25 protein-coding genes and 1 pseudogene are annotated in these 24739 nt (G+C 69.8%); 13 read left to right on the top strand and 13 right to left on the bottom strand.

All coding sequences use genetic code 11. The annotated features are described in order from the left end of the window. Positions 1–6: 6 nt before the first annotated feature. On the top strand, positions 7–1080 hold the full coding sequence (locus OC490_RS43780) for a hypothetical protein (protein WP_262063639.1): 1074 nt from the start codon (positions 7–9) through the stop codon (positions 1078–1080). On the opposite strand, the gene OC490_RS43785 is transcribed toward OC490_RS43780, so the two are convergent. Then, on the bottom strand, positions 1046–1882 hold the full coding sequence (locus tag OC490_RS43785) for an ABC transporter permease (RefSeq protein WP_262063640.1): 837 nt from the start codon (positions 1880–1882) through the stop codon (positions 1046–1048). The genes OC490_RS43780 and OC490_RS43785 overlap by 35 nt on opposite strands. Next, positions 1879–2793 carry an ABC transporter ATP-binding protein gene (locus tag OC490_RS43790; protein ID WP_262063641.1) on the bottom strand — a complete coding sequence of 305 codons (915 nt, stop codon included), beginning with the start codon at positions 2791–2793 and terminating at the stop codon, positions 1879–1881. The genes OC490_RS43785 and OC490_RS43790 overlap by 4 nt, the downstream gene beginning before the upstream one ends. A gap of 133 nt (positions 2794–2926) precedes the next feature. On the opposite strand from OC490_RS43790, the gene OC490_RS43795 reads away from it, so the two are divergent. From OC490_RS43795 to OC490_RS43820, 6 genes are all read left to right on the top strand, one after another. Continuing rightward, positions 2927–4132 carry a sensor histidine kinase gene (locus OC490_RS43795; RefSeq protein WP_262063642.1) on the top strand — a complete coding sequence of 402 codons (1206 nt, stop codon included), beginning with the start codon at positions 2927–2929 and terminating at the stop codon, positions 4130–4132. Next, positions 4129–4803, top strand: coding sequence for a response regulator (locus tag OC490_RS43800; protein WP_262063643.1), 675 nt, complete (start codon positions 4129–4131; stop codon positions 4801–4803). The genes OC490_RS43795 and OC490_RS43800 overlap by 4 nt, the downstream gene beginning before the upstream one ends. A gap of 250 nt (positions 4804–5053) precedes the next feature. Next, entirely contained in the window at positions 5054–5269 is a 216-nt protein-coding gene (locus OC490_RS43805; RefSeq protein ID WP_262063644.1) for a hypothetical protein, read from the top strand. A 57-nt stretch (positions 5270–5326) separates the two neighbouring features. Continuing rightward, on the top strand, positions 5327–6076 hold the full coding sequence (gene recO / locus OC490_RS43810; RefSeq protein WP_262063645.1) for a DNA repair protein RecO: 750 nt from the start codon (positions 5327–5329) through the stop codon (positions 6074–6076). 53 nt (positions 6077–6129) lie between these two features. Next, positions 6130–6981: an isoprenyl transferase gene (locus OC490_RS43815; protein ID WP_200710769.1), complete on the top strand. Its 852-nt coding sequence runs from the start codon at positions 6130–6132 to the stop codon at positions 6979–6981. 24 nt (positions 6982–7005) lie between these two features. After that, positions 7006–7539: a YcxB family protein gene (locus tag OC490_RS43820; protein ID WP_262063646.1), complete on the top strand. Its 534-nt coding sequence runs from the start codon at positions 7006–7008 to the stop codon at positions 7537–7539. 3 nt (positions 7540–7542) lie between these two features. Here OC490_RS43820 and OC490_RS43825 read toward each other — a convergent pair whose 3' ends face one another. From OC490_RS43825 to OC490_RS43840, 4 genes are read right to left on the bottom strand one after another with little or no spacing between them, the layout of a single operon-like run. After that, complete coding sequence (locus OC490_RS43825) at positions 7543–7968, bottom strand: Fur family transcriptional regulator (RefSeq protein ID WP_262063647.1); 426 nt, start codon at positions 7966–7968, stop codon at positions 7543–7545. A gap of 59 nt (positions 7969–8027) precedes the next feature. Then, entirely contained in the window at positions 8028–8930 is a 903-nt protein-coding gene (locus OC490_RS43830; protein ID WP_262063648.1) for a metal ABC transporter permease, read from the bottom strand. After that, positions 8930–9697 carry a metal ABC transporter ATP-binding protein gene (locus tag OC490_RS43835; RefSeq protein ID WP_262063649.1) on the bottom strand — a complete coding sequence of 256 codons (768 nt, stop codon included), beginning with the start codon at positions 9695–9697 and terminating at the stop codon, positions 8930–8932. The genes OC490_RS43830 and OC490_RS43835 overlap by 1 nt, the downstream gene beginning before the upstream one ends. 17 nt (positions 9698–9714) lie before the next feature. Beyond that, on the bottom strand, positions 9715–10671 hold the full coding sequence (locus OC490_RS43840) for a metal ABC transporter substrate-binding protein (protein ID WP_262063650.1): 957 nt from the start codon (positions 10669–10671) through the stop codon (positions 9715–9717). Positions 10672–10856: 185 nt separating this feature from the next. On the opposite strand from OC490_RS43840, the gene OC490_RS43845 reads away from it, so the two are divergent. Both OC490_RS43845 and OC490_RS43850 read left to right on the top strand, forming a co-directional pair. Beyond that, the gene (locus OC490_RS43845; RefSeq protein ID WP_262063651.1) at positions 10857–12239 is read left to right on the top strand and encodes a glycine--tRNA ligase; all 1383 of its coding nucleotides are present in this window, start codon (positions 10857–10859) and stop codon (positions 12237–12239) included. Between the two features lie 74 nt (positions 12240–12313). Continuing rightward, on the top strand, positions 12314–12925 hold the full coding sequence (locus OC490_RS43850; protein ID WP_262063652.1) for a LysE family translocator: 612 nt from the start codon (positions 12314–12316) through the stop codon (positions 12923–12925). 3 nt (positions 12926–12928) lie between these two features. Here OC490_RS43850 and OC490_RS43855 read toward each other — a convergent pair whose 3' ends face one another. Further along, positions 12929–13975, bottom strand: coding sequence for a chitinase (locus OC490_RS43855; RefSeq protein WP_262063653.1), 1047 nt, complete (start codon positions 13973–13975; stop codon positions 12929–12931). A 155-nt stretch (positions 13976–14130) separates the two neighbouring features. Here OC490_RS43855 and OC490_RS43860 point away from each other — a divergent pair. Beyond that, a pseudogene (locus tag OC490_RS43860) lies at positions 14131–15149 on the top strand (aldo/keto reductase). A 26-nt stretch (positions 15150–15175) separates the two neighbouring features. After that, the gene (locus OC490_RS43865; protein WP_262063654.1) at positions 15176–15760 is read left to right on the top strand and encodes a TetR family transcriptional regulator; all 585 of its coding nucleotides are present in this window, start codon (positions 15176–15178) and stop codon (positions 15758–15760) included. A gap of 13 nt (positions 15761–15773) precedes the next feature. Here the strand turns inward: OC490_RS43865 and OC490_RS43870 are convergent, their stop codons facing one another. The 4 genes from OC490_RS43870 to OC490_RS43885 all read right to left on the bottom strand — a co-directional run bounded on the left by OC490_RS43870 (position 15774) and on the right by OC490_RS43885 (position 19102). Next, on the bottom strand, positions 15774–16055 hold the full coding sequence (locus tag OC490_RS43870; RefSeq protein WP_262063655.1) for a hypothetical protein: 282 nt from the start codon (positions 16053–16055) through the stop codon (positions 15774–15776). A gap of 75 nt (positions 16056–16130) precedes the next feature. Further along, complete coding sequence (locus OC490_RS43875; protein WP_262063656.1) at positions 16131–17264, bottom strand: serine hydrolase domain-containing protein; 1134 nt, start codon at positions 17262–17264, stop codon at positions 16131–16133. Positions 17265–17345: 81 nt separating this feature from the next. Further along, positions 17346–17552: a hypothetical protein gene (locus tag OC490_RS43880; RefSeq protein ID WP_262063657.1), complete on the bottom strand. Its 207-nt coding sequence runs from the start codon at positions 17550–17552 to the stop codon at positions 17346–17348. 122 nt (positions 17553–17674) lie between these two features. Beyond that, positions 17675–19102 carry an MFS transporter gene (locus tag OC490_RS43885; protein ID WP_262063658.1) on the bottom strand — a complete coding sequence of 476 codons (1428 nt, stop codon included), beginning with the start codon at positions 19100–19102 and terminating at the stop codon, positions 17675–17677. A 101-nt stretch (positions 19103–19203) separates the two neighbouring features. Between OC490_RS43885 and OC490_RS43890 the strand changes: the two genes are divergently transcribed. Continuing rightward, positions 19204–20100 carry a helix-turn-helix transcriptional regulator gene (locus OC490_RS43890; protein ID WP_262063659.1) on the top strand — a complete coding sequence of 299 codons (897 nt, stop codon included), beginning with the start codon at positions 19204–19206 and terminating at the stop codon, positions 20098–20100. 27 nt (positions 20101–20127) lie between these two features. On the opposite strand, the gene OC490_RS43895 is transcribed toward OC490_RS43890, so the two are convergent. Beyond that, complete coding sequence (locus OC490_RS43895) at positions 20128–21573, bottom strand: MFS transporter (RefSeq protein WP_262063660.1); 1446 nt, start codon at positions 21571–21573, stop codon at positions 20128–20130. Positions 21574–21671: 98 nt separating this feature from the next. On the opposite strand from OC490_RS43895, the gene dusB reads away from it, so the two are divergent. Continuing rightward, a complete protein-coding gene (gene dusB, locus OC490_RS43900) occupies positions 21672–22862 on the top strand; it encodes a tRNA dihydrouridine synthase DusB (protein WP_262063661.1) in 1191 nt (396 codons plus the stop codon). Here the strand turns inward: dusB and OC490_RS43905 are convergent. After that, positions 22859–24427, bottom strand: coding sequence for a sulfatase-like hydrolase/transferase (locus tag OC490_RS43905; RefSeq protein ID WP_410099255.1), 1569 nt, complete (start codon positions 24425–24427; stop codon positions 22859–22861). The two genes, dusB and OC490_RS43905, sit on opposite strands and share 4 nt — an antisense overlap. Between the last annotated feature and the right edge of the window lie 312 nt (positions 24428–24739).

Here is a 24739-nt window from a genome sequence, read left to right on the forward strand (position 1 = left end):
CTCGACATGAACGGAGCGACGACAACAGGGGCAGGCGGCCTGCGGTCCGTACCGCAACAGGGCCAGGACCAGCGCAGATCAAAGCTGTTCCTCAAGACACTGTTCGCGATATTAGCGGGCGGCGCCGCCTTCTTCGTGACCAACGTCCTGAACGAGAACAACGGCGCCCTGTGGCAGTGGACGATGTCCATCGTCCTCGGCAGCGCGACGCTGATCGTGCAACTGCTGGTGGACTTCGGTGAACGGCTGGAGGCCGTCCAGGAGAGCCAGAAGCGCCGCATCCGCGACATGCGGGACAGCCTGTCCGCCCACCATGTGGAGATGCGGGCTGCGGTCGACGAGAGCTTCGCGAAGATCAACGCCGCGACGGAGCTGTACAGCAAGGTCGACGGCTCCGTGCTGCGCTCGGACGAGGTGACCCGGCTGGTGCTGGGCTACACGAAGGTCGGTGAGCAGGGCGCGGACATCGTGAAGGCCTTCGCCGAGGAGGAGTTGGCCCGCCTCGCGCTGCTGATGGAGAACCTCGGCAACCGTACGGCGGACTGCCCCGGTGAGAACCACGAGTGGCTGATCGATCTCACCAGGTGCGTCAAACGGACGCTCTACGCCACCAGCACGTCCGTGGACCGCGACTTCTGGTCGAGCGAGCCCGCGCGGCGCTATCTGGCCGCCCAGGAGACGGCCATCAAGTCACGCCGGGTGCAGATCCGGCGCGTGTTCCTCGTCGACGAGCAGTCGGAGGTCACCGGCAGTCTCCGTCAACTCTGCGAGAGGCACCGCAAGTTCGGGATCGACGCGCGTATCGCGGTCCGGACCCTGCTGGAACCCACCGCCCAGATGAACTCGCTGAACGACTTCATCATCTTCGACGGCGAACTCTCCTACGAGACCGAGCCCGACATCCACGTCATGCCGGCCAAGACGACGCTGAAGATGACCCGCGAGCACGTGGAGGAACGCGTCAACCGCTTCGACGTGCTGTGGGAGGCGACGGAACCGACCCCCGACAGCGCCCCGGATCCGGAGCCGGACGGGGGCGGGACGGTCACACGTCCCGCCGATCCACTGCGACGACCATGACCACCGCCGCGACCGCGGCCCACACCGCGAACACGGTCCACGCCCCCGCGGCGGTCGTCGGATACCGCTCGGCCAACCTGTAGGGCATGCGGCCGTAGTTGACCTGGACGAGTCGGTCCCAGGCGTTGAAGGGCAGGGCGTTGCGGACGCAGGCCGTCCAGTGGTAGCGCTCGGTGACGAAGATGGGCAGGAGGAGCAGGAGGCCGGTCGCGAGGACCATCGTCGTGGCGCTGTGCCGGACCAGCGCGCCCATCGCCATGCCCACCAGCGCGGACACCGGGGCGAGCAGTGCCGACGCGACGACGACCCGCCAGGCGCCGGGGTAGCTGATCGACAGGCCCACGCCGCGCCCGGACAGGATCGCCTGGCTCGCGGCGAAGGAGACGGACGCGACGACCGCGCCGTACGCCGTCATGACCGCGGTCACCACGGCCGCCTTCGCCGACATCAGGGCCCGGCGGTCCGGCACGGCCGCGAAGCTCGTGCGGACAAGCCCCGTCGAGTACTCGCCGACGACCGTGACCGCGCCGATGCTCGCCGCCGTCAGGACCAGGATCATCGCGGCGCCGTTGGTGAAGGCGTCGAACAGCGCGGTGTCGGCGAACTGGGAGCGCGTCACGTTGTTGTAGTGCGGATAGTTGACGTAGTCGGCGCGCGCCGCGTTCGCGTTGACGGCGACCAGGACGAGGGTGCTGACGCCGAGCGCCCAGTAAGTGGAGCGCAGGGAACGGAGTTTGAGCCACTCGGTGGCCAGGAGATCGGTGAAGCGCGAGACGGGCATGGGCAGGGGAGCGGTCGTCATCGCGAGTCTCCGGTCGGGTATTCGACGCTGTCGGCCGTCAGTTCCATGAAGGCCGCCTCCAGAGAGGCGTGCTCGGTGGCCAACTCCCGCAACAGGAAGCCGTGTTCGTGCGCCAGTTCACCGATGCGGCCGGCGCTGACCCCGGTGACCTTCAGCGTCTCCTCGTCGTACGGCGCCACCATGGCACCCTTCGACGCCAGTACGGCGGCCAGCGCGCCCGCGTCCGGAGTCCGTACGGTCACCGTCGGCGCCGTGCCGCGTGCGGCGAAGTCGGTGAGGCTCTCGGCGGCGATCAGTTCACCCTTGCCGATGACGACGAGCTGGTCGGCCGTGTTCTCCATCTCGGACATCAGATGGCTGGAGACGAAGACGGTACGGCCCTCCGCCGCCAGCCTCCGGAACAGGTCCCTGACCCACAACACCCCTTCTGGGTCAAGGCCGTTGAGCGGCTCGTCGAAGAGGAGGACGGGCGGGTCGCCGAGCAGGGCGGTCGCGATGCCGAGCCGCTGCCTCATGCCGAGGGAGTAGCCGCCGACCCGGCGTCGGGCCGCCGCCCCGGTGAGTCCCACCTCGGCGAGCACCTCCTCCACCCGGCTCGCCGCGATGCGGTTGCTCCGGGCCAGTATGCGCAGATGCGCCCGCGCGGACCGCCCGCCGTGCACATCGTTCGCGTCCAGCAGCGCACCGACGTGACGCAGGCCGCGCGCATGGCGGCGGAAGGTGTGGCCACTGATCGTGGCGCTCCCGCCGGTCGGCGCGACAAGTCCCAGCAGCATCCGCAGAGTTGTCGTCTTACCGGCGCCGTTCGGGCCCAGGAAGCCGGTGACGTGCCCGGACCGGACCGTGAAGGACAGTTCGCGTACGGCGATGGTGGGGCCGTACCGCTTCGTGAGTTCGTCGACTTCGATCACGGGACCACGGTGTCGCGGGCGGCCGGTCCCCGGCATCGGCCGGGCGCTGACATTCCTGCGGCCCTGATATCGACCCTGGTTGTACGTCTCCGGGCCGATGACCGCACCCGCCCCGCGCTCCTACGATCGGTGCATGCCCGCCACCCCGCCGCTGCCCCTGCTCAAGCGCGTGCCGCCGGGCGCCTGGACGGGCGTGCCCTGGACCTACGGCACGCTGTTCGCGGTCCGCCCCTTCTTCCACCTGCCCCACATGCCGACCGACCCCTTCCCGCCGACCACCGACGGCTGGGTGCTCATCGCGTCGGGCAGTGTCCTCGCCCTCTTCGGCTGCCTGGTGCTGCGTCGGCGCCCACTGGCGGGGATCGGGCTGCTGCTGGTGGGCACGTACGCCGTGACGCTGGGCCTGAACGGGCTGACCCTGGGCCTGATCCACTACATGGTGATCGACGTCGCGGTGGGCTGGATCGCCGCGAGCACCGCCCGCCGCCGCAGCCTCACCGCTCTCGCCCTCGCGATCACCGTCCTGCCCGTCTACCAACTCACCCGGACCGGCGTCGGCCGCCCCCTCCTCGCCCTCTACGACAACAACGGCCGGGGCGACTGGCAGAGTTGGTCGGCGCTGGCCCTCTCAGCCGTCGTCGCCTGGCTGATCGGCAACTCCGTGCGGCAGAACCGCGCGTACGCCGAACGGCTCACCACCCAGGCCGCGACCCAGGCCGTCACCGCCGAACGCCTGCGGATCGCCCGGGAGATGCACGACACCGTGGCCCACAGCATCGGCATCATCGCCCTCCAGGCGGGCGCGGCGGCCCGGGTCACCACCACCCAGCCGGAGGCCGCGCGGGAGGCGATGCGCGCGGTGGAGCACGAGGGCCGGGAGACGCTGGCAGGGCTGCGCCGCATGCTGGTCGCGCTGCGGGCGGCCGACAGCGAGACGCCTGTCGTGACCGCCGGCCTCGGCGACATCGACCGGCTCGCCGCCACGACCACGGCGGCCGGGGTACGGGTCGAGGTGCGCCGCCGCGGCGAACCGCGTCAACTCCCGCCGGACATCGACCTGTCGGCGTTCCGCATCGTCCAGGAGTCCGTCACCAACGTCGTACGGCACGCGGGCACCCGCGCCTGCCGGGTCACCCTCGACTACCGCGACGACGAACTCGCCCTGGAGGTCACGGACGACGGACGAGGTCACGAAATCGGCACCGGCACCGGCTTCGGGCTGGCCGGTATGCGGGAGCGAGTGGCGCTGCTGCACGGGGAGTTCACGGCGGCACCGCGTCCCGAGGGCGGCTTCCGGGTCGCGGTTCGCCTACCGGCACCGGCGACGGTGGCCCGATGAGCGGCCCCGTCCGGGTGCTCCTCGCCGACGACCAGCAGCTCATCCGCACGGCACTGCGGATGGTGATGGCCGACCTCGACGACATGGAGGTCGTCGGGGAGGCGGGCACCGGCGCCGAGGCGGTGCGGCTGACGGCCGAACTCGCCCCGGACGTCGTGGTGATGGACATCCGCATGCCCGGGATGGACGGCATCGAGGCCACCCGCGGGATCACCACCGACCCGTCGGAGAGCTCGACGGCGGCCCGGGTCCTCGTCCTCACCACCTTCGACGACGACGATTACGTCTACGGCGCGCTGCGCGCGGGCGCGTCCGGGTTCCTGGTCAAGGACATGGCCCTGGACGACATCATCGGCGCGGTACGGGTGGTGGCCGCCGGGGACGCGTTGATCGCCCCGAGCGTGACCCGGCGGCTGATCCGGCACTTCGCCTCGTCCCGCCCCGAACCGGCCACCGCCCGCCGTGAGTTGAGGGGCATCACGGAGCGGGAACGCGAGGTGCTGACCCTGGTCGGCTCGGGGCTGTCCAACACGGAGATCGCGGCCGAGCTGTGCATCAGCGTCGCCACGGTGAAGACCTATGTGACCCGGCTCTTCACCAAGTTGGACGCGAGGGACCGGGTCCAGCTGGTGATCCTCGCCTATGAGGCGGGACTTGTGTCCGTCGGCTAGCCGACGCCCTCCCGCTCGAACAGTTGGCCATGGCCAACGCCCTTTGTACGCACCGCACTTGTGGCCACGCCGGTGGTCGACAGACTCCTGCCGAGTGTAGGCGGAGCGGGGCACCCCGGAGAGGAGAAGCGTGAAACCCGGAAGGGGAGGGGAGCCAGGTGTGGGCACACTGTTCGGAGGCGGAGGACACCTTGAGGGAATCGTGGTCGGTGCCGTTGGCCGCCGGAATTGTTCGGGTGCGAGGAGTGCGATGAAGCCGACTGTCGGATCGGTTGCCGTGGACACCCGGACCGGGAGAGTGGGCATCGTCATGGGACACGAGGGGCCCTACGTCCAGCTGCGGCCGTACGGCGGCGGACGGGAGTGGGACGCCGAACCGGCCGCCGTGCGGGACGCGACCCCGGCCGAGCGGCTGAGCGCGGCGACCGCGTACGCGAACGCCCGCAGCCGGGGCGAGATGCCCTGACGCCTCGATGCCGCCAGGCGTCGTGGGGGCGCGGAGCCGTAGGGGACAATGGGCGCCATGAGTCTGTTCCGCGACGACGGCATCGTGCTGCGCACCCAGAAGCTGGGTGAGGCGGACCGGATCATCACGCTGCTCACGCGGGGTCACGGGCGGGTACGCGCGGTGGCGCGCGGGGTGCGGCGGACCAAGTCGAAGTTCGGGGCCAGGCTCGAGCCCTTCTCACATGTGGACGTCCAGTTCTTCGCGCGGGGGAGCGAACTGATCGGCCGCGGGCTGCCGTTGTGTACACAGAGTGAGACGATCGCTCCGTACGGTGGCGGGATCGTGAGCGACTATGCGCGGTACACCGCCGGTACGGCGATGCTGGAGACGGCGGAGCGGTTCGCCGACCACGAGGGCGAACCCGCCGTACAGCAGTATCTGCTGCTGGTGGGCGGGCTGCGGACGCTGGCCGGCGGGGAGCACGCGCCGCATCTGATTCTTGACGCGTTTCTGCTGCGGTCGCTCGCGGTCAACGGGTACGCCCCGAGCTTCGGGGACTGTGCGAAGTGCGGGATGGCGGGACCCAACCGGTTCTTCTCCGTGGCGTCCGGCGGGGTCGTCTGCGCCGACTGCCGGGTGGCCGGGAGCGTCGTACCCTCGCCGCAGGCCCTCGAACTGCTCGGTGCGCTGCTCACGGGAGACTGGGAGACGGCGGACGCGTGCGAGGCGCGGCATGTGCGGGAGGGGAGCGGGCTGGTCTCCGCCTATCTGCACTGGCATCTGGAACGCGGGCTGCGCTCGCTGCGGTACGTGGAAAAGTCGTAGGTCGTCGTAGGTCGTCGTAAGTCATAGAGGTCGTAGAGGGAGACGGGAACGTCATGGTTGTACGCGGGATCCTGGGGCGCCAGCGGCGTGAGTACAGGGCGCCGGAGCCGCACCCGTCGGGGGCCACCGCGCCGAAGCTGCCGGGTGAGCTGATCCCGAAGCACGTGGCGATCGTCATGGACGGGAACGGGCGGTGGGCGAAGCAGCGCGGGCTGCCGCGCACGGAGGGCCACAAGGTCGGTGCCGAGCGGGTGTTGGACGTGCTGCAGGGCGGCGTCGAGATGGGCGTCGGCGCGATCTCGCTGTACGCCTTCTCCACCGAGAACTGGAAGCGGTCGCCCGACGAGGTGCGCTTCCTGATGAACTTCAACCGCGACTTCATCCGCAAGACCCGCGACACCCTCGACGAACTCGGCATCCGGGTGCGGTGGGTGGGCCGGATGCCCAAGCTGTGGCGCTCGGTCGCCAAGGAGCTCCAGATCGCCCAGGAGCAGACCAAGAACAACGACGCGCTCACGCTGTACTTCTGCATGAACTACGGCGGCCAGGCCGAAATCGGCGACGCCGCACGGGCGTTGGCGGAGGACGTGAAGGCCGGCAAGCTCGACCCGTCGAAGGTCAACGAGAAGACCCTCGCGAAGTACCTCTACTACCCCGACATGCCGGACGTGGACCTGTTCCTGCGCCCCAGCGGCGAGCAGCGCACCTCCAACTTCCTTCTCTGGCAGAGCGCTTACGCCGAGCTGGTCTTCCAGGACGTGCTGTGGCCGGACTTCGACCGCCGCGACCTGTGGCGCGCCTGCGTCGAATTCGCCCAGCGGGACCGGCGGTTCGGCGGCGCGGTACCGAACGAGAAGCTGCTCGCGATGGAAGCGGCGATGCGGGGGCGGCCCGAGGAGGGTTAGGCACTACGGCTAGCATCCCGCCTCATGGACATGGGGCGGGATGATGTGACGGGGCGAGTGGTCGAGCTGGAGTTCCGGCCGGTCGTCGAGGACTTCAGGGCGGCGCTGAGAGCGCGTAGGCGGGTCAGCCGGTCCGCGCGAAGACAGAACTGGATGATCGGCTTCGTGCTCGTCTTCGGTGCCTTGGTGATCGCGAGTGCGCTGTCCTCGGGCGACTCGCTGCCGGTCCCGATGCTCGTCGGTATGGTCGTCGCCGTGCTGCTGCTGGTGTTCCAACCCCGGCTCGTGGCCCGCCAGTTCCAGCGCCTCGCGGAGCGCCGGGGCGAGTTCCGGGTGACGGTGACGGACACCGGGGTGTCGGTGGTCACCGACGACGCCTCCACCACGCTCCAGTGGTCCGTGCAGCCCCGCTACCGGGAGACGGCGGACGGCTTCTACATGTTCAGTCCCGAGAAGAACGCCCTCAACTTCACGGTGCTGCCCAAGCGCGGCCTGCGGGACCCCGCCGACGCGGACCGGCTGCGGGCGATCCTCGACGCCCATCTGAGCCGGGTCTAGGCCTTAGGCCCGACCGGCCGCCGCCGCCGCGCACTCCGCGCACGTGCCGAAGATCTCCACCGTGTGGGCCACGTTCACATAGCCGTGTTCCGCCGCGATCGCCTCCGCCCACTTCTCCACGGCCGGGCCCTCGACCTCGACCGCCTTGCCGCAGACGCGGCAGACGAGGTGGTGGTGGTGATCGCCGCTGGAGCAGCGGCGGTAGACGGACTCGCCGTCGTCGGTGCGCAGGACGTCCACCTCGCCGGCGTCGGCGAGGGACTGGAGGGTGCGGTAGACCGTGGTCAGGCCGACCGAGTCGCCCTTGTGCTTGAGCATGTCGTGCAGTTCCTGGGCGCTGCGGAACTCGTCGACATCGTTGAGCGCCGCCGACACGGCGGCACGCTGGCGGGTGGATCGTCCCTTCACGGGCGGGCCGGCCGTCGTCACCGTTGCCTCCTCACGTCTGCACTTTGCCGGGCCATTGTGCCAGCCCGGACTGTGCTTGGTCAGACGCCGACCTCGTCGGCGGTCCCCCGGGTGGCTGGAATCACGCACTCCACCGGGTCCCCGGCGGGTCGCGCGGCGGCTGCCGCCCGGGCCCGGCGGCGGGCGAGCGGGGTCGCGAGGGCGGTGAGCGCGATGAACGCGCCGATGGTCAGGAGCACGATCGTCGCGCCGGGCGGGACGTTCTGGTAGTACGAGGTGACCGTGCCGCCGATGGTCACGCTCACGCCGATCGCCACCGCGATCACGAAGGTCGCGGCGAAGCTCCGGCTCAGCTGCTGGGCGGCGGCCACCGGGACCACCATCAGCGCCGACACCAGCAGCAGCCCGACGACCCGCATCGCGACCGTCACCGTGACGGCCGCCGTGACGGCCGTCAGCAGGTTCAGCGCGCGTACCGGCAGCCCGGTGACCCGCGCGAACTCCTCGTCCTGGCTCACCGCGAACAGCTGCCTGCGCAGCCCCAGCGTGACCACCACCACGAAGGCCGCGAGCAGACAGATCGCGGTCACGTCGGACTGCGAGACCGTCGACAGCGATCCGAAGAGGTACGACGTGAGGTTCGCGTTGGAGCCCGTGGGCGCGAGGTTGATGAACATCACGCCGCCGGCCATACCGCCGTAGAAGAGCATCGCGAGGGCGATGTCGCCGCGGGTCTTGCCGTACCAGCGGATCAGTTCCATGAGGATCGCGCCGAGGACGGAGACCGCGGTCGCCATCCAGACCGGGGAGGTGTTCAGGAGGAAGCCGAGGCCCACGCCCGTCATGGCGACGTGGCCGATGCCGTCGCCCATGAGGGCCTGGCGGCGCATGACGAGGTAGATGCCGACGGCGGGGGCGGTGATGCCGACCAGGACGGCGGCGAGCAGGGCCCGCTGCATGAAGGCGTAGTTCAGGAAGTCCATCAGCTCAGCAGTCCCGTGCGGATCGGTTCGGCGTCCGCCGCCGAGTGCGGGTGTACGTGGTCGTGGCCGGGCAGCGCGTGCTGGCCGAGGGCGTGCAGGGGCGGGCCGTCGTGCTGGACGCAGCCGTCGCGCAGGACGACCGCGCGGTCGATCAGGGGCTCCAGCGGGCCGAGTTCGTGCAGGACGAGCAACACCGTTGTGCCCTCGGCGACTTGACGGCTCAAGGTTGCCGCCAGGACCTCCTGGCTGGCCAGGTCGACGCCCGCCATCGGCTCGTCCATGATCAGCAGTTCGGGTTCGGCGGCGAGCGCGCGGGCGATCAGCACCCGCTGGTGCTGGCCGCCGGACAGGGCGTTGACCGAGTCCTTGGCGCGGTCCGCCATGCCGACCAGCTCCAGGGCGTGCCGTACGGCCTCGTGGTCCGCCTTGCGCAGCAGGCCGAAGCGGGTGCGGGAGAGGCGGCCGGAGGCGACGATCTCGGTGACCGTGGCGGGCACTCCGCCCGCGGCCGTGGTGCGCTGCGGTACGTACCCCACGCGCCGCCAGTCCCGGAAGCGGGCCCGGTCCGTGCCGAAGAGCTCGATCTCGCCCTCGCTGAGCGGCACTTGGCCGATGATCGTGCGGATCGCGGTCGACTTGCCGGAGCCGTTGGCGCCGAGCAGCGCGACGACCTCACCGCGGTGCACGGTGAGGTCGATGCCGCGCAGGACGGGGCGCGAGCCCAGCTCTGCGCGGACTCCGCGCAGCGATATGACGGGCTCGCCCATGACGTCCTCCGTAACGGTCACTTGGTTCCCAACGCGGTCTGCAGCGCCTTGAGGTTGGCCCGCTGGACCGCGAAGTAGTCCGTGCCGCGGGACTTCTTGGTGATGCCCTCGATGGGGTCGAGGACATCGGTCTTCAAACTGGCGTCGGCGGCGATGGTCTTAGCGGTCTTGTCGCTGACGAGCGTCTCGTAGAACACGGTCGTGACGCCGTCGGCCGCGGCCATCTTCTCAAGGTCCTTCACGCGCTCGGCACTGGGCTCCGACTCGGGGTCGAGGCCGTTGATGGCCTCCTCGGTGAGGCCGTAGCGCTCGGCGAGGTAGCCGAAGGCGGCGTGGGTGGTGATGAACACCTTGGTCCTGGTATCGGCGAGACCGGTCTTGAACTCGGTGTCGAGCGCGTCCAGTTTCTTGACCAGGGCCGCGGTGCGCGTCCGGTAGTCGGCCGCGTTCTTCGGGTCGGCCTTCTCGAAGGTCTTGCCGACGCCCTCGGCGACCTGGGCGTAGCGCACCGGGTCGAGCCAGATGTGGGGGTCGAGGCCGGCCAGTTCCTCGTTCTTCGAGGTGTCGTGCGTGGCCGCGTGGCCGCCGACCTCGTTGCCGTGCTTCTCCAGCGTGGTCAGGGAGGCGGCGTCGATCTTCGTCTTGAGTTCGGACTGCTCGACCGCCTTGTCGACGGCTGGCTGGAGGTTCTTGAGGTAGAGCACCGCGTCGGACTCCTGGAGCGCGACGATCTGCTGCGCGCTGATCTCCAGGTCGTGCGGTTCCTGGCCGGGCTTGGTGAGGCTGGTGACGTGGACGTGACTCCCGCCGATCTGCTCGGCGAGGTACTGGAGCGGATAGAACGACGCGACGACGTCGAACTTGTCGGTTTGGGCTGCCGCCGCGCTGTCGGAGCACGCGGACAGGGTCCCGAGGCCGAGGGCGGTGGCCGCGGCTATCGCGATCCCGGATATGTGGCGTCGTCGTACGTTCATGACAGTCATTTTCAACTGAGATGGAAACCGTTGTCAACAAGGTTCGGGTGCGGAACCGATTTGATAGAGAGGTAGGAGGCGCCGGTAACCTAAGTCATTCGCCCGCCCGTCTCCCGACCGCCACCCCTCATCGAGGCGCTTCGCGCCGCCCCTCCTTACCGTCCATTCGTCATGAAGAGAGCATCGTGGCCGCCGACAAGATCGACACCATCGTCAGCCTGAGCAAGCGCCGTGGCTTCGTTTACCCGTGCAGTGAGATCTACGGCGGTCAGAAGGCCGCCTGGGACTACGGACCCCTGGGTGTCGAGCTCAAGGAGAACCTGAAGCGCCAGTGGTGGCGCTACATGGTGACGTCGCGCGAGGACGTGGTCGGTATCGACTCGTCCGTGATCCTGGCCCCCGAGGTGTGGGTCGCCTCCGGCCATGTCGCCACCTTCTCGGACCCGCTGACCGAGTGCACCTCCTGTCACAAGCGGTTCCGCGCGGACCACTTGGAAGAGGCGTACGAGGCCAAGCACGGCCGCCTTCCCGAGAACGGCCTCGCCGACATCAACTGCCCCAACTGCGGCAACAAGGGCCAGTTCACCGAGCCCAAGCAGTTCTCCGGCCTGCTCTCCACCCACCTCGGCCCGACGCAGGACACCGGCTCAATCGCCTATCTGCGCCCCGAGACCGCGCAGGGCATCTTCACCAACTTCGCCCAGGTGCAGACGACTTCGCGCAAGAAGCCGCCGTTCGGCATCGCGCAGATGGGCAAGTCCTTCCGCAACGAGATCACGCCCGGCAACTTCATCTTCCGCACCCGCGAGTTCGAGCAGATGGAGATGGAGTTCTTCGTCAAGCCGGGCGAGGACGAGAAGTGGCAGGAGTACTGGATGCAGGAGCGCTGGAACTGGTACACCGGCCTGGGCCTGCGCGAGGAGAACATGCGGTGGTACGACCACCCCAAGGAGAAGCTCTCCCACTACTCCAAGCGCACCGCCGACATCGAGTACCGCTTCCAGTTCGGCGGCAATGAATGGGGTGAGCTGGAGGGCGTCGCCAACCGCACCGACTACGACCTCACCGCGCACTCCAAGGCCTCCGGCCAGGACCTCTTCTTCTTCGACCAGGAGGCCCAGGAGCGCTGGACGCCGTACGTCATCGAGCCGGCCGCCGGTGTCGGCCGCGCGATGCTGGCGTTCCTGCTCGACGCTTACGTCGAGGACGAAGCGCCCAACGCCAAGGGCAAGTTGGAGAAGCGCACCGTGCTGCGCCTCGACCACCGTCTCGCCCCGGTGAAGGTCGCGGTGCTGCCGCTCTCCCGCAACCCGGAGCTGTCCCCGAAGGCCAAGGGCCTCGCGGCTGCCCTCCGGCAGAACTGGAACATCGAGTTCGACGACGCCGGCGCCATCGGCCGCCGCTACCGCCGCCAGGACGAGATCGGCACGCCGTACTGCGTGACGGTCGACTTCGACACCCTTGAGGACAACGCGGTGACGGTCCGCGAGCGCGACTCGATGAAGCAGGAGCGCATCTCGCTGGACCAGATCGAGGGCTACCTCGCGGGTCGCCTGATCGGTGCCTAGGGCACAACTGGCCCTGGATGGCGGTGCCGCTTTGGACCTGTAACGGGGTCCACGGCACCGCGAGGGTGGTCGGCATGAGCATCTCGTTCCTGCTGACCACCCTTGTCGTTGTCGCCACCCCCGGCACCGGCGTCGTCTACACCCTCGCCGCCGGTCTCTCCCGGGGGCGCCGCGCTAGCGTCCTCGCGGCCTTCGCCTGCACGCTCGGGATCGTGCCGCACGTGCTGGCCACCGTCATCGGGCTGGCCGCGCTGCTGAACGCCAGTGCCGCCGCCTTCCAGATCCTCAAGTACGCCGGTGTCGCCTATCTCCTCTACATGGCGTGGACGACCGTGAAGGACAAGGCGGCGATCGACGTCGACCAGGACAGCGCTCCTCTTTCCGCCGGTCGCGTGATCGTCCGGGGCGTGCTGATCAACATCCTCAACCCGAAGCTGACGATCTTCTTCTTCGCGTTCCTGCCCCAGTTCGTGAGCCCCGACGAACCCCACTCCGCCGTACGGATGTTGGCGCTCAGCGGCGTCTTCATGCTGGCGACGTTCGTCGTCTTCACCGCGTACGGCGTCCTCGCCGCCTCCGTCCGCAGCCACGTCACCTCACGGCCGAGGGTGATGACCTGGCTGCGGCGGAGCTTCGCGGGGTCGTTCGTGGCACTGGGCGCGAAGCTGGCGTTCACGGTCCGCTAGAGCTCAACGCCCTTGCAGCGCCTTCACGTTGTCGCCGAACGTCCAGTTCTTCGAGCCGTCCCAGTTGATCGACCAGGTCATCAGACCCTTGAGGGACGTGCCGTAGTGCCGCCAGGCCTGGGAGACCAGGGACGGGGTCATGTAGCCGCCGCCCGCGCCCGCTTGGGCGGGCAGGCCCGGGACCTGCTTGTCGTACGGGACCTTGATCGTCGTGCCCTGGACGACCAGGCCCTTGTTGAGGCAGTCGGTCTGGGCGGTGAAGCCCGCGACCGTGCCCGCCGAGTACGAGTCGCCGGAGCAGCCGTACATGCTGCCGTTGTAGTACTGCATGTTGAGCCACCACAGGCGGCCGTTGTCCGCGTACTTCTTGACGATCGGCAGATACGCGCCCCAGATCGAGCCGTACGCGATGCTGCCGCCGGTGACGTACGCGGTCTCCGGTGCCATCGTCAGGCCGAAGTTGGACGGCATCCGGGCGAGGATGCCGTCGATGATGCGGATCAAGTTGGCCTGGGAGGAGGAGAGTTGGGTGATGCTGCCGCTGCCGACCAACCCCGTCTCGATGTCGATGTCGATGCCGTCGAAGTTGTACTTCTTCAGGATCGGCACGATCGTCGAGACGAACTTGTCGGCCACGGTGGACGAGCTGAGGTCGATGCCCGCAGCCGCGCCGCCGATCGACATCAGGATCGTCTGGCCCGACGCCTTCGCCGCGCACATCTCGGCGGGTGTGGCCACCTTCACTCCCGCGTCCATGCCGTCCTCCCACAGCGCGGTGCCGTCGGAGCGGATGACCGGGAAGGCCGCGTTGATCACGTTGTAACCGTGCGCGGCGATAGCGGAGTTGGTGATCGGGGTCCAGCCGAAGGGTGGGTGGACGCCGTTGGCGGAGCCGTCCCAGTTCTCCCAGTAGCCCTGGAGGACCTTGCCGGCCGGGCGGGACTTGACGGCGCAGGTGTCGGCGGCGGACGCGGCCCCGGCGACGGGGAGTTGGGCGAGGCATGCCGTCGTGAGGGCGGCGGCGAGCAGGCGCAGGGCATGGCGGAGCATACGGGCCTCCCGGTGGGGGTGCGGTGAGGTGTCGTAGGCATGACAGTGCTCGTGGTCCAGACCTCTCGTCAATAGGTATGGACCATTCTGGCGGATGTTGGAATGACAGCTGACAGATATTGAAATCTGTCAGCTGTCATGTCAAGGTGGTCCGCATGACGATCCCCACGATCCCCACGCGCTCACTCGGTACCACCGGCCCCCAGGTCTCCGCCCTCGGTCTCGGCTGCATGGGCATGTCCGCGCTGTACGGCGACGCGGACCGCACCGAGTCCATCGCCACCATCCACGCGGCCCTCGAAGCGGGCGTGACGCTCCTCGACACCGGCGACTTCTACGCCATGGGCCACAACGAGATGCTGATCGGCGAGGCCCTGCGCGCCGCCCCGCCGCCCTCCGCGAACAGGCCCTCACCAGCGTGAAGTTCGGGGCGCTGCGCGGTCCGGACGGCGGCTGGAGCGGTTACGACGGCCGCCCCGCCGCCGTGAAGAACTTCGCCGCGTACTCCCTCCAGCGCCTCGGCGTCGACCACATCGACGTGTACCGGATCGCCCGGGTCGACCCCGGCGTACCGATCGAGGAGACGGTCGGCGCGATCGCCGAACTGGTCGAGCAGGGCTACGTCCGGCACATCGGCCTCAGCGAGGCGGGCGCCGACACCATCCGCCGGGCCGCCGCCGTCGCGCCCATCGCGGACGTGCAGCTGGAGTACGCCCTGATCACCCGGGGCATCGAGGACCGCATCCTGCCGACCACCCGTGAACTGGGCATCTCCGTCACGGCGTACGGCGTGCTGTCCCGGGGGCTGATCTCCGGGCACTTCGCGGCCGACCGGCAGCTCGGCGCGAGCGACTACCGGGCGCACACGCCGCGCTTCCAGGGCGACAACCTCCAGCACAACCTCGGCCTGGTCGAGCAGTTGCGGAAGCTCGCCGAGCAGAAGGGCGTCACCGTCGCGCAGCTCGCCATCGCCTGGGTGCTGTCCCGGGGCGAGGACATCGTGCCGCTCATCGGCGCCCGCACCCGGGAGCGGCTGACGGAGTCGCTGGGCGCGCTGGACGTCGTACTGGACGCGGCGGACCTGGCCGCGATCGAGACGGCCGTACCGGCGGACTCGGCGCTCGGTGAGCGCTACCCCGCCGAGGCGATGGTCCACCTCGACAGCGAGCGCTGATCCGGCCTGCGGGTACGGTCTTCGTCATGGCAGCGAGCGAGACCCTGACCGCCGAGCGCATCCTCGAAGCGACCGAGGAGGTGCTGCGCCGCCACGGCCCCGCGAAGGCGACCGTGGTGGACGTGGCCCGCGCGCTCGGCGTCAGCCATGGCACCGTCTACCGGCACTTCCGGACGAAGGCGGCGCTGCGGGAGGCGGTCACCCAGCGCTGGCTGGACCGTACCTCGCAGACGCTGTCCCGTTTCGTGACGGAGGACCGCGACCCGGAGGAGCGGGTGCGGGACTGGCTGGCGGGGCTGTTCGAGGCCAAGCGGCAGAAGGCGGGCGGCGATCCGGAACTCTTCGCCACGTACTCCGTGCTCGTGGAGGAAGCGGGCGAGGTGGTCGGCGCCCACATCGACGAGCTGACCGGCCAGCTCACCGAGATCATCCGGGCGGGCGTCGCCACCGGCGTCTTCACCGTGCCCGACCCGGCCGTCGCCGCCCGCGCGGTCTTCCAGGCCACCGGCCGCTTCCACGACCCGTCCTACTCCAGGGAGTGGCGGAAGCCGGGCGTGGAGACCGAGTTCGAGGCGATGGTGGAGCTGTTGCTGCGCGGGCTGCGCGGCTGACGGCGGGCTCCGGTCACGTCACCTTGACGGTGACGGTCGGGGAGTAGGTCGTGCCGGCCGCGATCCGCAGGTGTTCCTGGCCCTTGGTGTTGAGCTTCGCGGTGAGCGAGTAGCTGCTGCCGTTCTTGACCGTGCTCTTGTCGGCCTTGACGGTGATCGAGCCCATCGCGCTCGGGCTCGCCTTCGGACTCGGGGACGCGGCGAAGGCGCTCGCCGTCCCGGCCGACAGCAGGGCGAGACTCAGGGCACCGGCGGCGATCGTACGGGTGCCGCGACCGTGGAGTGTGACGCGCACGGGGGACTCCTCTCGTCCGGCTGATCACGCCCGTCCATGCTCACGCCGGTCGGCCGCGGCGGCGAGTCGGGACGGTCAGTGCCCCGCCGCGCACTCCCAGAACTCCCGCATCAGCCCCATCGGTGTCGGGCCCGTCATCGCCACCTGGGTCAGCAGGACGGTGACCGTGCCCATGGGCGGGACGATGTGGGCCGTGGTGCCGGTGCCGCCGATCCAGCCGTAGCGGCCGGGGACGTTCCACGGGTCGATCGGGGCGACGTCGACCTGGCCGCCGTAGCCCCAGCCCTGGCCCTCCAGGAAGAGGGTCGCGGCCTCGCGCTGGGCGGCGGTGAGGTGGTTCGTGGTCATGCGGCTCACCGAGGTGGGGGTGAGGAGTCCCTGCCCGTCGGCCAGCAGCATGCGGGCGAAGGCCAGCCAGTCGTCGGCCGTGGAGACCAGGCCCCCGCCGCCCGAGGGGAAGCGCGGCAGGCTGCTGTAGTCGCCGTCCGGGGTGTCCGTCATACGCAGGGTGCCGTCCTCGGCCGGGGCGTAGGACGAGGTGAAGCGGTCTTGTTTCGACGCCGGTACCTCGAAGCCGGTGTCCCGCATGCCCAGCGGTTCGAAGATCCGCTCCGCCAGGAAGTCGGGGAGAGCGCGGCCCGACACCCGGGCGGCCAGGATGCCCTGGAGGGCGGACGAGGTGCCGTAGAGCCAGGCCTCGCCCGGCTGGTGCAGCATCGGCACCTGGGCGAGTTGGCCCAGCCAGGTGTCCGGGTCCGGCCAGTCGCCGAAGGGGCGGCTGTGGTCCTGGATCGCGAACAGGGACCGCGCGGCGGGCAGCGCGAAGTCGGACGGGAGACCCCAGCCGGTGCGGAAGCTGAGCAGGTCCTCGACGGTGACCTGGCGGTCGGCCGGCACGACGTCGTCGACGGGGCTCGTGGGGGTGCGGACCACCACGGGCTTCGCGAGCTCCGGGAGCCACTCGGCCACCGGGTCGTCGAGCCCGATCCGGCCCTCGTCCACCAGCGTCAGCAGCGCCGCCGCCGTGATCGGCTTGGTGATCGACGCGATCCGGAAGATCGAGTCCCGGGCCATCGGGGCGGTGCCCTCGGCGTCGACGGAGCCGACGGCCACCACCTCGACGTCGTCGCCGCGGGCCACCAGGCCCACCGCCCCCGGCACGGTGCCGTCGTCGACGCGTTGCCGCAGGGTGTCGTGGAGAGAGCTCATCGGTCGGCCTTCCGGTCCGGGGAGTCGTATCGAATACGTCGGATACGACTCTCCCCGCCTCACGAACTCATCGCTCCCCGGTCAGCCGCCGGACGGATCCACCGTCGCCTGGTGCTCCTCGGCCAGATGTTCCTCCGCCTTCAGCCAGGGCAGGAACTGCGCGCTCTTCTTCCAGCCGCAGGTGTCGCACACGATCGTGCGCTGCGCGCCCTTGCGCTGCACGCGGACGACATGTTCCCGCCCGTGCTGGTCCCAGCGGCTCACCTTGCTCGTGTTGATCTGCAACATGCGCCTCGCCTCCGCTCAGGAGTGTCCGGCAAGGAGTGTGCAGCAAGACCAACATCAACGGGGCGCAATTCACGTCGAGTTGTCCAAGCTGTGAACATGCCATCCGGCGACTGGTCCGGCCGTCAGCCGATCGTGCGCGGCAGCCGCAGGCTGAGCAGCCCGGTCAGCACCACACCCGCCAGCTGCACCAACAGCGTGGTCACCAGGGCGTCCCGCATGCCCATGCCCGGGATCAGCGACAGGAAGAGCGTGCCGAGCGTGGCCACGCCCAGCGCCAGCGCCGACTGCTGGGTGGTCACCATCACGCCGGCGCCCACACCGGCCCTGGCCGGCGGCACCTCGGACAGCACGATCCGGAAGATGATGGGCAGTTGGAGCGCCTGACCGGCACCGGCGACCGCCATCCCCGGGAGCAGTTCGACGAAGCCGAGGTCCGGCCAGGAGCGCCACGCGGCCAGCACGATCAGCCCCACGCCCACCCCCTGCACGACCGACCCCACCGCCACGACCCGGGTGCCGTACCGGGTCACCAGGCGCGGCCCGGCCAGCGAGACGAGGAAGAAGGCCACGGCCATCGGGGCGAGCGCCAGGCCCGCCGCGACCGGGCCCAGGTCGGCGCCGCGCTGCAGCCCCACCGCGATCACGAACATGAACCCGGAGAAGCCGATCGACAGCGGCAGGATGATCGTCAATCCGCGCCGCAGCGAGGTCAGCGCCAGCAGACTCGGCGGCACCAGCGGCGTACGGCCCTGCCGGTCCGCCCTGCGCTCCACGGCGTAGAACGCGGACACGATCCCCGGGAACGCGGCCAGCGACAGCCACGTCCACAGCGGCCAGCCCGCCGCCCGGCCCTCGGTCAGCGGCACCAGCAGCGCCAGCAGGGACGCGGCGAGCAGGAAGGTGCCGGGCACGTCCACCGGCTCCGGGTGCTGGGAACGCGTCTCCGGTACGACCTTGGCGGCCAGCACCAGACCGACGACGACCACCGGCACGTTCACCAGGAACACCGCGCGCCAGCCGGTACCGGCTATGTCGGCGGCGACCAGGACCCCGCCGAGGATCTGGCCCGCCACCATGGCGAGCCCGGCCGTCGCCCCGTACAGGCCCATCGCCTTGGCGCGGCGCGGGCCCTGGGTGGCGGACTGGATGGTGGCGAGGACCTGCGGGAGCATCGCGGCGGAGGCGGCGCCCTGCGCGATCCGCGCGGCGACCAGCGTCCAGGCGGTGGGCGCGAGCCCGCAGGCCAGCGAGGTCACGCCGAACGCGGCCATGCCGCCGAGGAAGAGCCGGCGGCGGCCGAACAGGTCGCCGAGCCGGCCGCCGAGGACGAGCAGCACGGCGTACGAGACTCCGTAGCCGGCGACGACGAGTTCGAGGACCGCCTCGCTCGCCGAGAGGTCCCTGCCGATGGTCGGCAGGGCCACGTTGACGATGAAGAAGTCGATGAGGGGCAGCGCCGCGGCCAGCAGCACCGTGAACAGTCCGAGGCCGCCGAGCACGGGTGGCGCCGCCGGGGATCGGACGGTGCGGGAAGTGATGGTTTCGGTCACGCCGACGAGCCTGCGCCTCTCGGCAGACTGGTACCAGAGTGTCCTTATCCTGGTAGCAGGACTACCTGGAAACAGGGTCCGCGCGGCGGCAGACTGGGGTGATGACGACCATGGCACAGGAGACGGTGACAGCGACAGGGGCGGCGCGCACGGCGGCTCCGCAGACCGCGTCGACGGTCCGGCGCCATGAACTCGCCGCGTTCCTGCGCCACCGCCGCGAGCACATCGCCCCCGAGCAGGTCGGCCTGCCGCGCGGCACCCGCCGCCGTACGCCAGGGCTGCGCCGCGAGGAGGTCGCGCAGCTCGCCGCGGTCGGCGTCACCTGGTACACGTGGCTCGAACAGGCCCGGGACATCCAGGTCTCCGTGCAGGTCCTCGACGCGCTGGCCCGCACCCTGCTGCTCGACCGCAGCGAGCGCAGCCACCTGTTCCAGCTGGCCGACGCGATCGATCCGCAGCCGGCCGCAGACTGCCCGGTGGTGACCCCCGCCCTCCAGTCGATGCTGGACCAGCTCGACCCCATCCCGGCCTGCCTCCAGAACGCCCGGTACGACATCCTCGCCTACAACCGCACCTACGGGATGCTGCTGTGCGACATGGACGCGGTGCCGCCCGAGGACCGCAACTGCATGATCCTCTCCTACACGCACGAGGAGTGGCGGTCCTCGATCGTGCACCTGGAGAAGAGCCAGCGGCTCATGGCCGCCCGCTTCCGGGGCTCGATGGCCGACCATCTCGCCGACCCCACCTGGAAGACCCTGCTCAAGCGGCTGCACACGTCCCCCGAGTTCTGCGAGGTCTGGGACCGCCACGAGGTGCTGGGCGCCAGCCCCCGCCGCAAGGAGTTCCGCAACTCCCACGTCGGCCGTCTCACGGTCGACCACACCGACCTGTGGCTCGGTCCTTCGAGGGGGCCGCGGATGGTGACGTACGCACCGGCGGACGAGGAGTCGAGGGCGAGACTGGAGCGCCTGCACGCAATAGCTCAGGCAAGGTGAGTCACCCAGGCACCCGCACCCGCTCAACTACGCGCTGATCCCCGCCGCTTCGCGCACTTCGACAGACGACAACTTGTCAGCCGTACGCTCAGCGGTCCGCCGAGCCCAAGCCCCGCTGGTCACAGCCCCCAGCACCAGCACGGCCAGCCCGCACGCCACGAGAATCCACCACCCGGGCCGCGCCGCCGACACGAACGTGTCCTTGTACGACGACGATCCCACCCCGGAGGCCAGCACCGCGCCGACCACCGCGACCCCGAGGGTCTGACCCAGCTGCCGGCTTGTGGAGGCGACGGCCGCCGCGACCCCCGCCTGGGCCCGCGGCATCCCGGACACCGCCGTATTCGTGATCGGCGCGTTCACGAACCCGAAGCCGATGCCGAACAGCAAGTACCCGATGAACCGGGTGACGTTGGACGTCTCCGCCTCGAACCCGGCGAACAGCAGCGCGCTCACGGTCATCGCGGAACCCGCGATCAGGAGGGGTATTCGCGGCCCCCGACTGCCCACCAGTCGCCCGGAGATCGGCGCGCACAGGAACGTCGGCACCGCCATCGGCAGCATCCACAGTCCGGCGTGCAGCGCGTCCAGACCGACCACGTTCTGCAGATACAGCGTGGACAGGAACAGGAAGCCGCCCAGCGCCGAGAACGCGCTGATCGCGATCACCGTGGCCCCGCTGAACGGCGCGGAGCGGAAGAAGCGCAGGTCGATGAGGGGTTCGTCGCGGCGCGGCTCGTACCAGAGGAGCCCGGCGAGGGCGACCAGCGCGAGGATCGCGAAGGGCAGGATCGAGGTGAACCCGGAGCTGGGCGCCTCGATGATCGCGTACGTCAGCGAGCCGAACAGGGCGATCACCAGGAGCTGGCCGACCGGGTCGGGACGGCGGGCCTTGGGTGCGCGTGACTCGGGGATGAACCGCAGGGTGAGCAGCAGCGCGGCGACGCCCACCGGCAGGTTGATCCAGAAGATCGAGCGCCAGCCGACCGAGTCCACGAGCAGCCCGCCGATCAGCGGTCCTGCGGCCATCGATATACCGACGACCGCACCCCACACGCCGATCGCCCGGGCGCGCTCGCGCGGCTCGGTGAAGGTGTTGGTGATGATCGACATGGCGACCGGGTTGAGCATCGAGCCGCCGACCGCCTGGATCATGCGGAACCAGATCAGCGCGTTCAGGTCGGGCGCGAGCGAGCAGAGCAGCGAGCCGAGGCTGAAGACCACCAGGCCGACGATGAAGACCCGCTTGCGGCCGATCCGGTCGGCGGTGGAGCCCGCCAGCATCAACAGGGAGGCGAGGACCAGGGTGTAGGCGTCGATCGTCCACTGCAGCCCGGAGGTCGACGCGTGCAGATCGGTCTGCATCGCGGGCAGGGCGACGTTCAGGATGGTGACGTCCAGGCTCACGATCAGCAGACTCATGCAGCAGATCGCGAGCACCAGCATGCGGCGGCGGTGGCTGAGCTCGGGCATGCGAACCATCGTACGCGAAACTCGATAGTGCGTCTAACTAATGACCGCTACATGATCTCCGGCCACGGGCACCGGAAGCCGTGCGCCACAATGGAGCAATGTCCACGCCCGTGTCCCTGCCCGCGCCCCCGGCCGTGTCGCCCTTGCAGATCGGCCCGCACACCGTCTCGCCGCCCGTCGTCCTGGCCCCCATGGCCGGGATCACCAACGCGCCCTTCCGCACCCTGTGCAGGGAGTTCAGCGGAGGCAAAGGCCTGTTCGTCAGCGAGATGATCACGACCCGGGCGCTGGTCGAGCGCAACGAGAAGACCATGCAGCTGGTCCACTTCGACGCGACCGAGAAGCCGCGCTCGATCCAGCTGTACGGCGTGGACCCGGTGACCGTCGGCAAGGCCGTCCGCATGATCGCGGAGGAGGACCTCGCCGACCACATCGACCTCAACTTCGGCTGCCCGGTGCCGAAGGTCACCCGCAAGGGCGGCGGCTCCGCGCTGCCGTACAAGCGGAACCTGCTGCGGGCGATCCTCAAGGAGGCCGTCAGCGGGGCCGGGGACCTGCCCGTCACCATGAAGATGCGCAAGGGCATCGACGACGACCACATCACCTTCCTCGACGCCGGCCGCATCGCCGTCGAGGAGGGCGTCACCTCCATCGCCCTGCACGGCCGCACCGCCGCCCAGCACTACGGCGGCACCGCCGACTGGGACGCCATTGCCCGGCTGAAGGAGCATGTGCCGGAGATCCCCGTGCTCGGCAACGGCGACATCTGGTCCGCGCAGGACGCGGTGCGGATGGTGCGGGAGACCGGGTGCGACGGGGTCGTGGTCGGCCGCGGCTGCCTGGGGCGGCCGTGGCTGTTCGCGGACCTCGTGGCGGCCTTCGAGGGGCGTGAACAGGCCCGTGCCGGAGGCACTGATGGATGCAGTCTGAAGCCGTCGTTGCGCGAGGTCGCCGACATCATGGTGCGGCACGCGACACTGCTGGGGGAGTGGATCGGGGACGAGGCGCGCGGAGTCATCGACTTCCGCAAGCACGTCGCCTGGTACCTGAAGGGCTTCGCGGTCGGCAGCGAGATGCGCAAGCGCCTCGCCATCACGTCCTCGCTGGACGAACTCCGGTCCGGCCTCGACGAGTTGGACCTCGACCAGCCCTGGCCCACAGGCGCGGACGGGCCCCGCGGCCGTACGTCGGGCAACAACAGGGTGGTGCTGCCCGACGGTTGGCTGAAGGACCCGTACGACTGCGCGGGGATCGGTGAGGATGCCGAACTCGACACCTCCGGCGGCTAGTTGGTCTTCGGGTGGGGCGTCGAGCCGTATGCCGTGAGGAACTTGTCGCGGAAGGCGCTCATCTTCCACACCGGGGCGTCGTGCGCGGGGCGCAGGCCGTCCGTCCAGTTCCAACTGTCGATCTTCGCAAGGACCTTGGGGTCCTTGGCGACGATCGAGATCGGCACGTCACGGCTGGCGTGGTTGCCGCTGACGCGGGCGATCGGCTGGTGGTCGCCGAGGAAGACCAGCACGGTGTTGTCGTTGCCGTAGCGCTCCAGCCACTGGGTGAGGGAGTTCACCGAGTACTGGATCGACTTGCCGTACTCCTGGCGGGACTTGGTGGTGTCGGCGATGACGTCGGAGGCCTTGTTGCCGGCCTTCTCGATCGCGTCGAAGATCGAACCGTTGCCCAGCTGGTCCCACGGGACGAGCTTCGGGATCGGCGCCCACGGCTGGTGGCTCGACGTCAGGATGATCATCGACATCAGCGACTTGCCGTCGGTCCGCGGCTTGCTGTGCACCTGCTTCTGGAACTGCTCCAGGGCGTACTGGTCGGGCATCGTCGACCAGCTGAACTTCGGTCCCTTGTAGCCCAGTTGGAAGGCGTTGTAGACCTTGTCGAGGCCGTAGAAGCTCTGCTCGGGCCAGCCCTTCTGCACGCCCGGCATCACGCCGACCGTGTCGAAGTCGCCGGTCTTCTTGAAGGCGTCGGTCAGGCTCAGGTGGTCGCTGGCCATCACCGTGCGGTAGCGCTGCTGGTTGTTGACCCACAGCCCGGACATGGTGGTGGAGTGGCCGAGCCAGCTGCTGCCGCCGTAGGTCGCCGAGGTCAGCCAGCCGCTCTTCGCGGCGAAGCCCGCCTTCGACAGGGCCTTGGTGTCGGCGGCCAGGGTCTCGTCGACACCGGGCGCCATGATCGGGTCCTCGATCGCGCTACGGCCGTAGCTCTCGATGAAGGTGAAGATCATGTCCTTGCCGCGCAGGTCCGGGACGAGCTGGCTGCCCGGGGTGTTGCCGAAGGCGTCGACCTTGGCGACCTTCTTGAACTCCGCCTCGTCGCGCAGGGTGTTGCGGATCGCCACGGTGCGGAGCTTGAGGATCGCGGCGGTGTGGTCGGCGGCGAGCGGCACGTCGGCGACCTGGAGGCCGAAGGCCGTGCAGGTGATCCACACGGTGCCCGCGATCAGCGCGCCCCGGGACGCCCCTGCCTTGTGGGCGGCCAGCAGGTTGCTGAGCCGGACCGTGGCCAGCGCGACCAGGACGATCAGCAGCAGGACGAAGAGGATGACACCGACCGTGACGGCGGAGGTGACCGTCCCGCCGAGCGTGTCCACGAGATAGCCGCGGGCGTCGGCGAACAGGCTCCAGTCCAGGACGACGTTGAAGCCCCGGCCCAGGTATTCGTTGAAGCCCATGTCGAGCATGTTCAGGATCGCCACGACGGCGGTCAGCGCACCGGAGAACGCCGCCAGCACGATCCGCGGCCGGCGCGGCAGGCTCATCAGGACGGCGGCCCCCATGATCGCCTCGGCCGGCAGCCGCATGAACTCGGTGGGCTTCAGGCTGTTCAGCGTCGTCGGCATCAGCAGACACACGTAGACGACGGCGGCGGCGAGCACGGTGACGGTCCAGGAGGCGACGCGAGCGGCGACGGGGTGCTTCTCCCGCCAGCTCCGCAGCCGCCGCCGCAGGCCCAGCCGACTGCTCCAGGTGCGGGGGCCCGGTCGGGTGGGGCGGGGGGTGCTGTCCGAAGCGGGGGTTTCGGGGTCGGGGGTGACTCCGGGGGCGTCGGCGTCGGCCTCGGCATCCGTGACGGGCGAGCCGACGGGCGAGCCGCTGGCGTCGGCCTCGGCGCCGGAGTCCGCGGTGGCCTCCTCGGCGGCTTCGGCGACCAC

It is taken from the genome of Streptomyces sp. STR69 (genome assembly GCF_024519455.1).
Classification (GTDB): domain Bacteria; phylum Actinomycetota; class Actinomycetes; order Streptomycetales; family Streptomycetaceae; genus Streptomyces.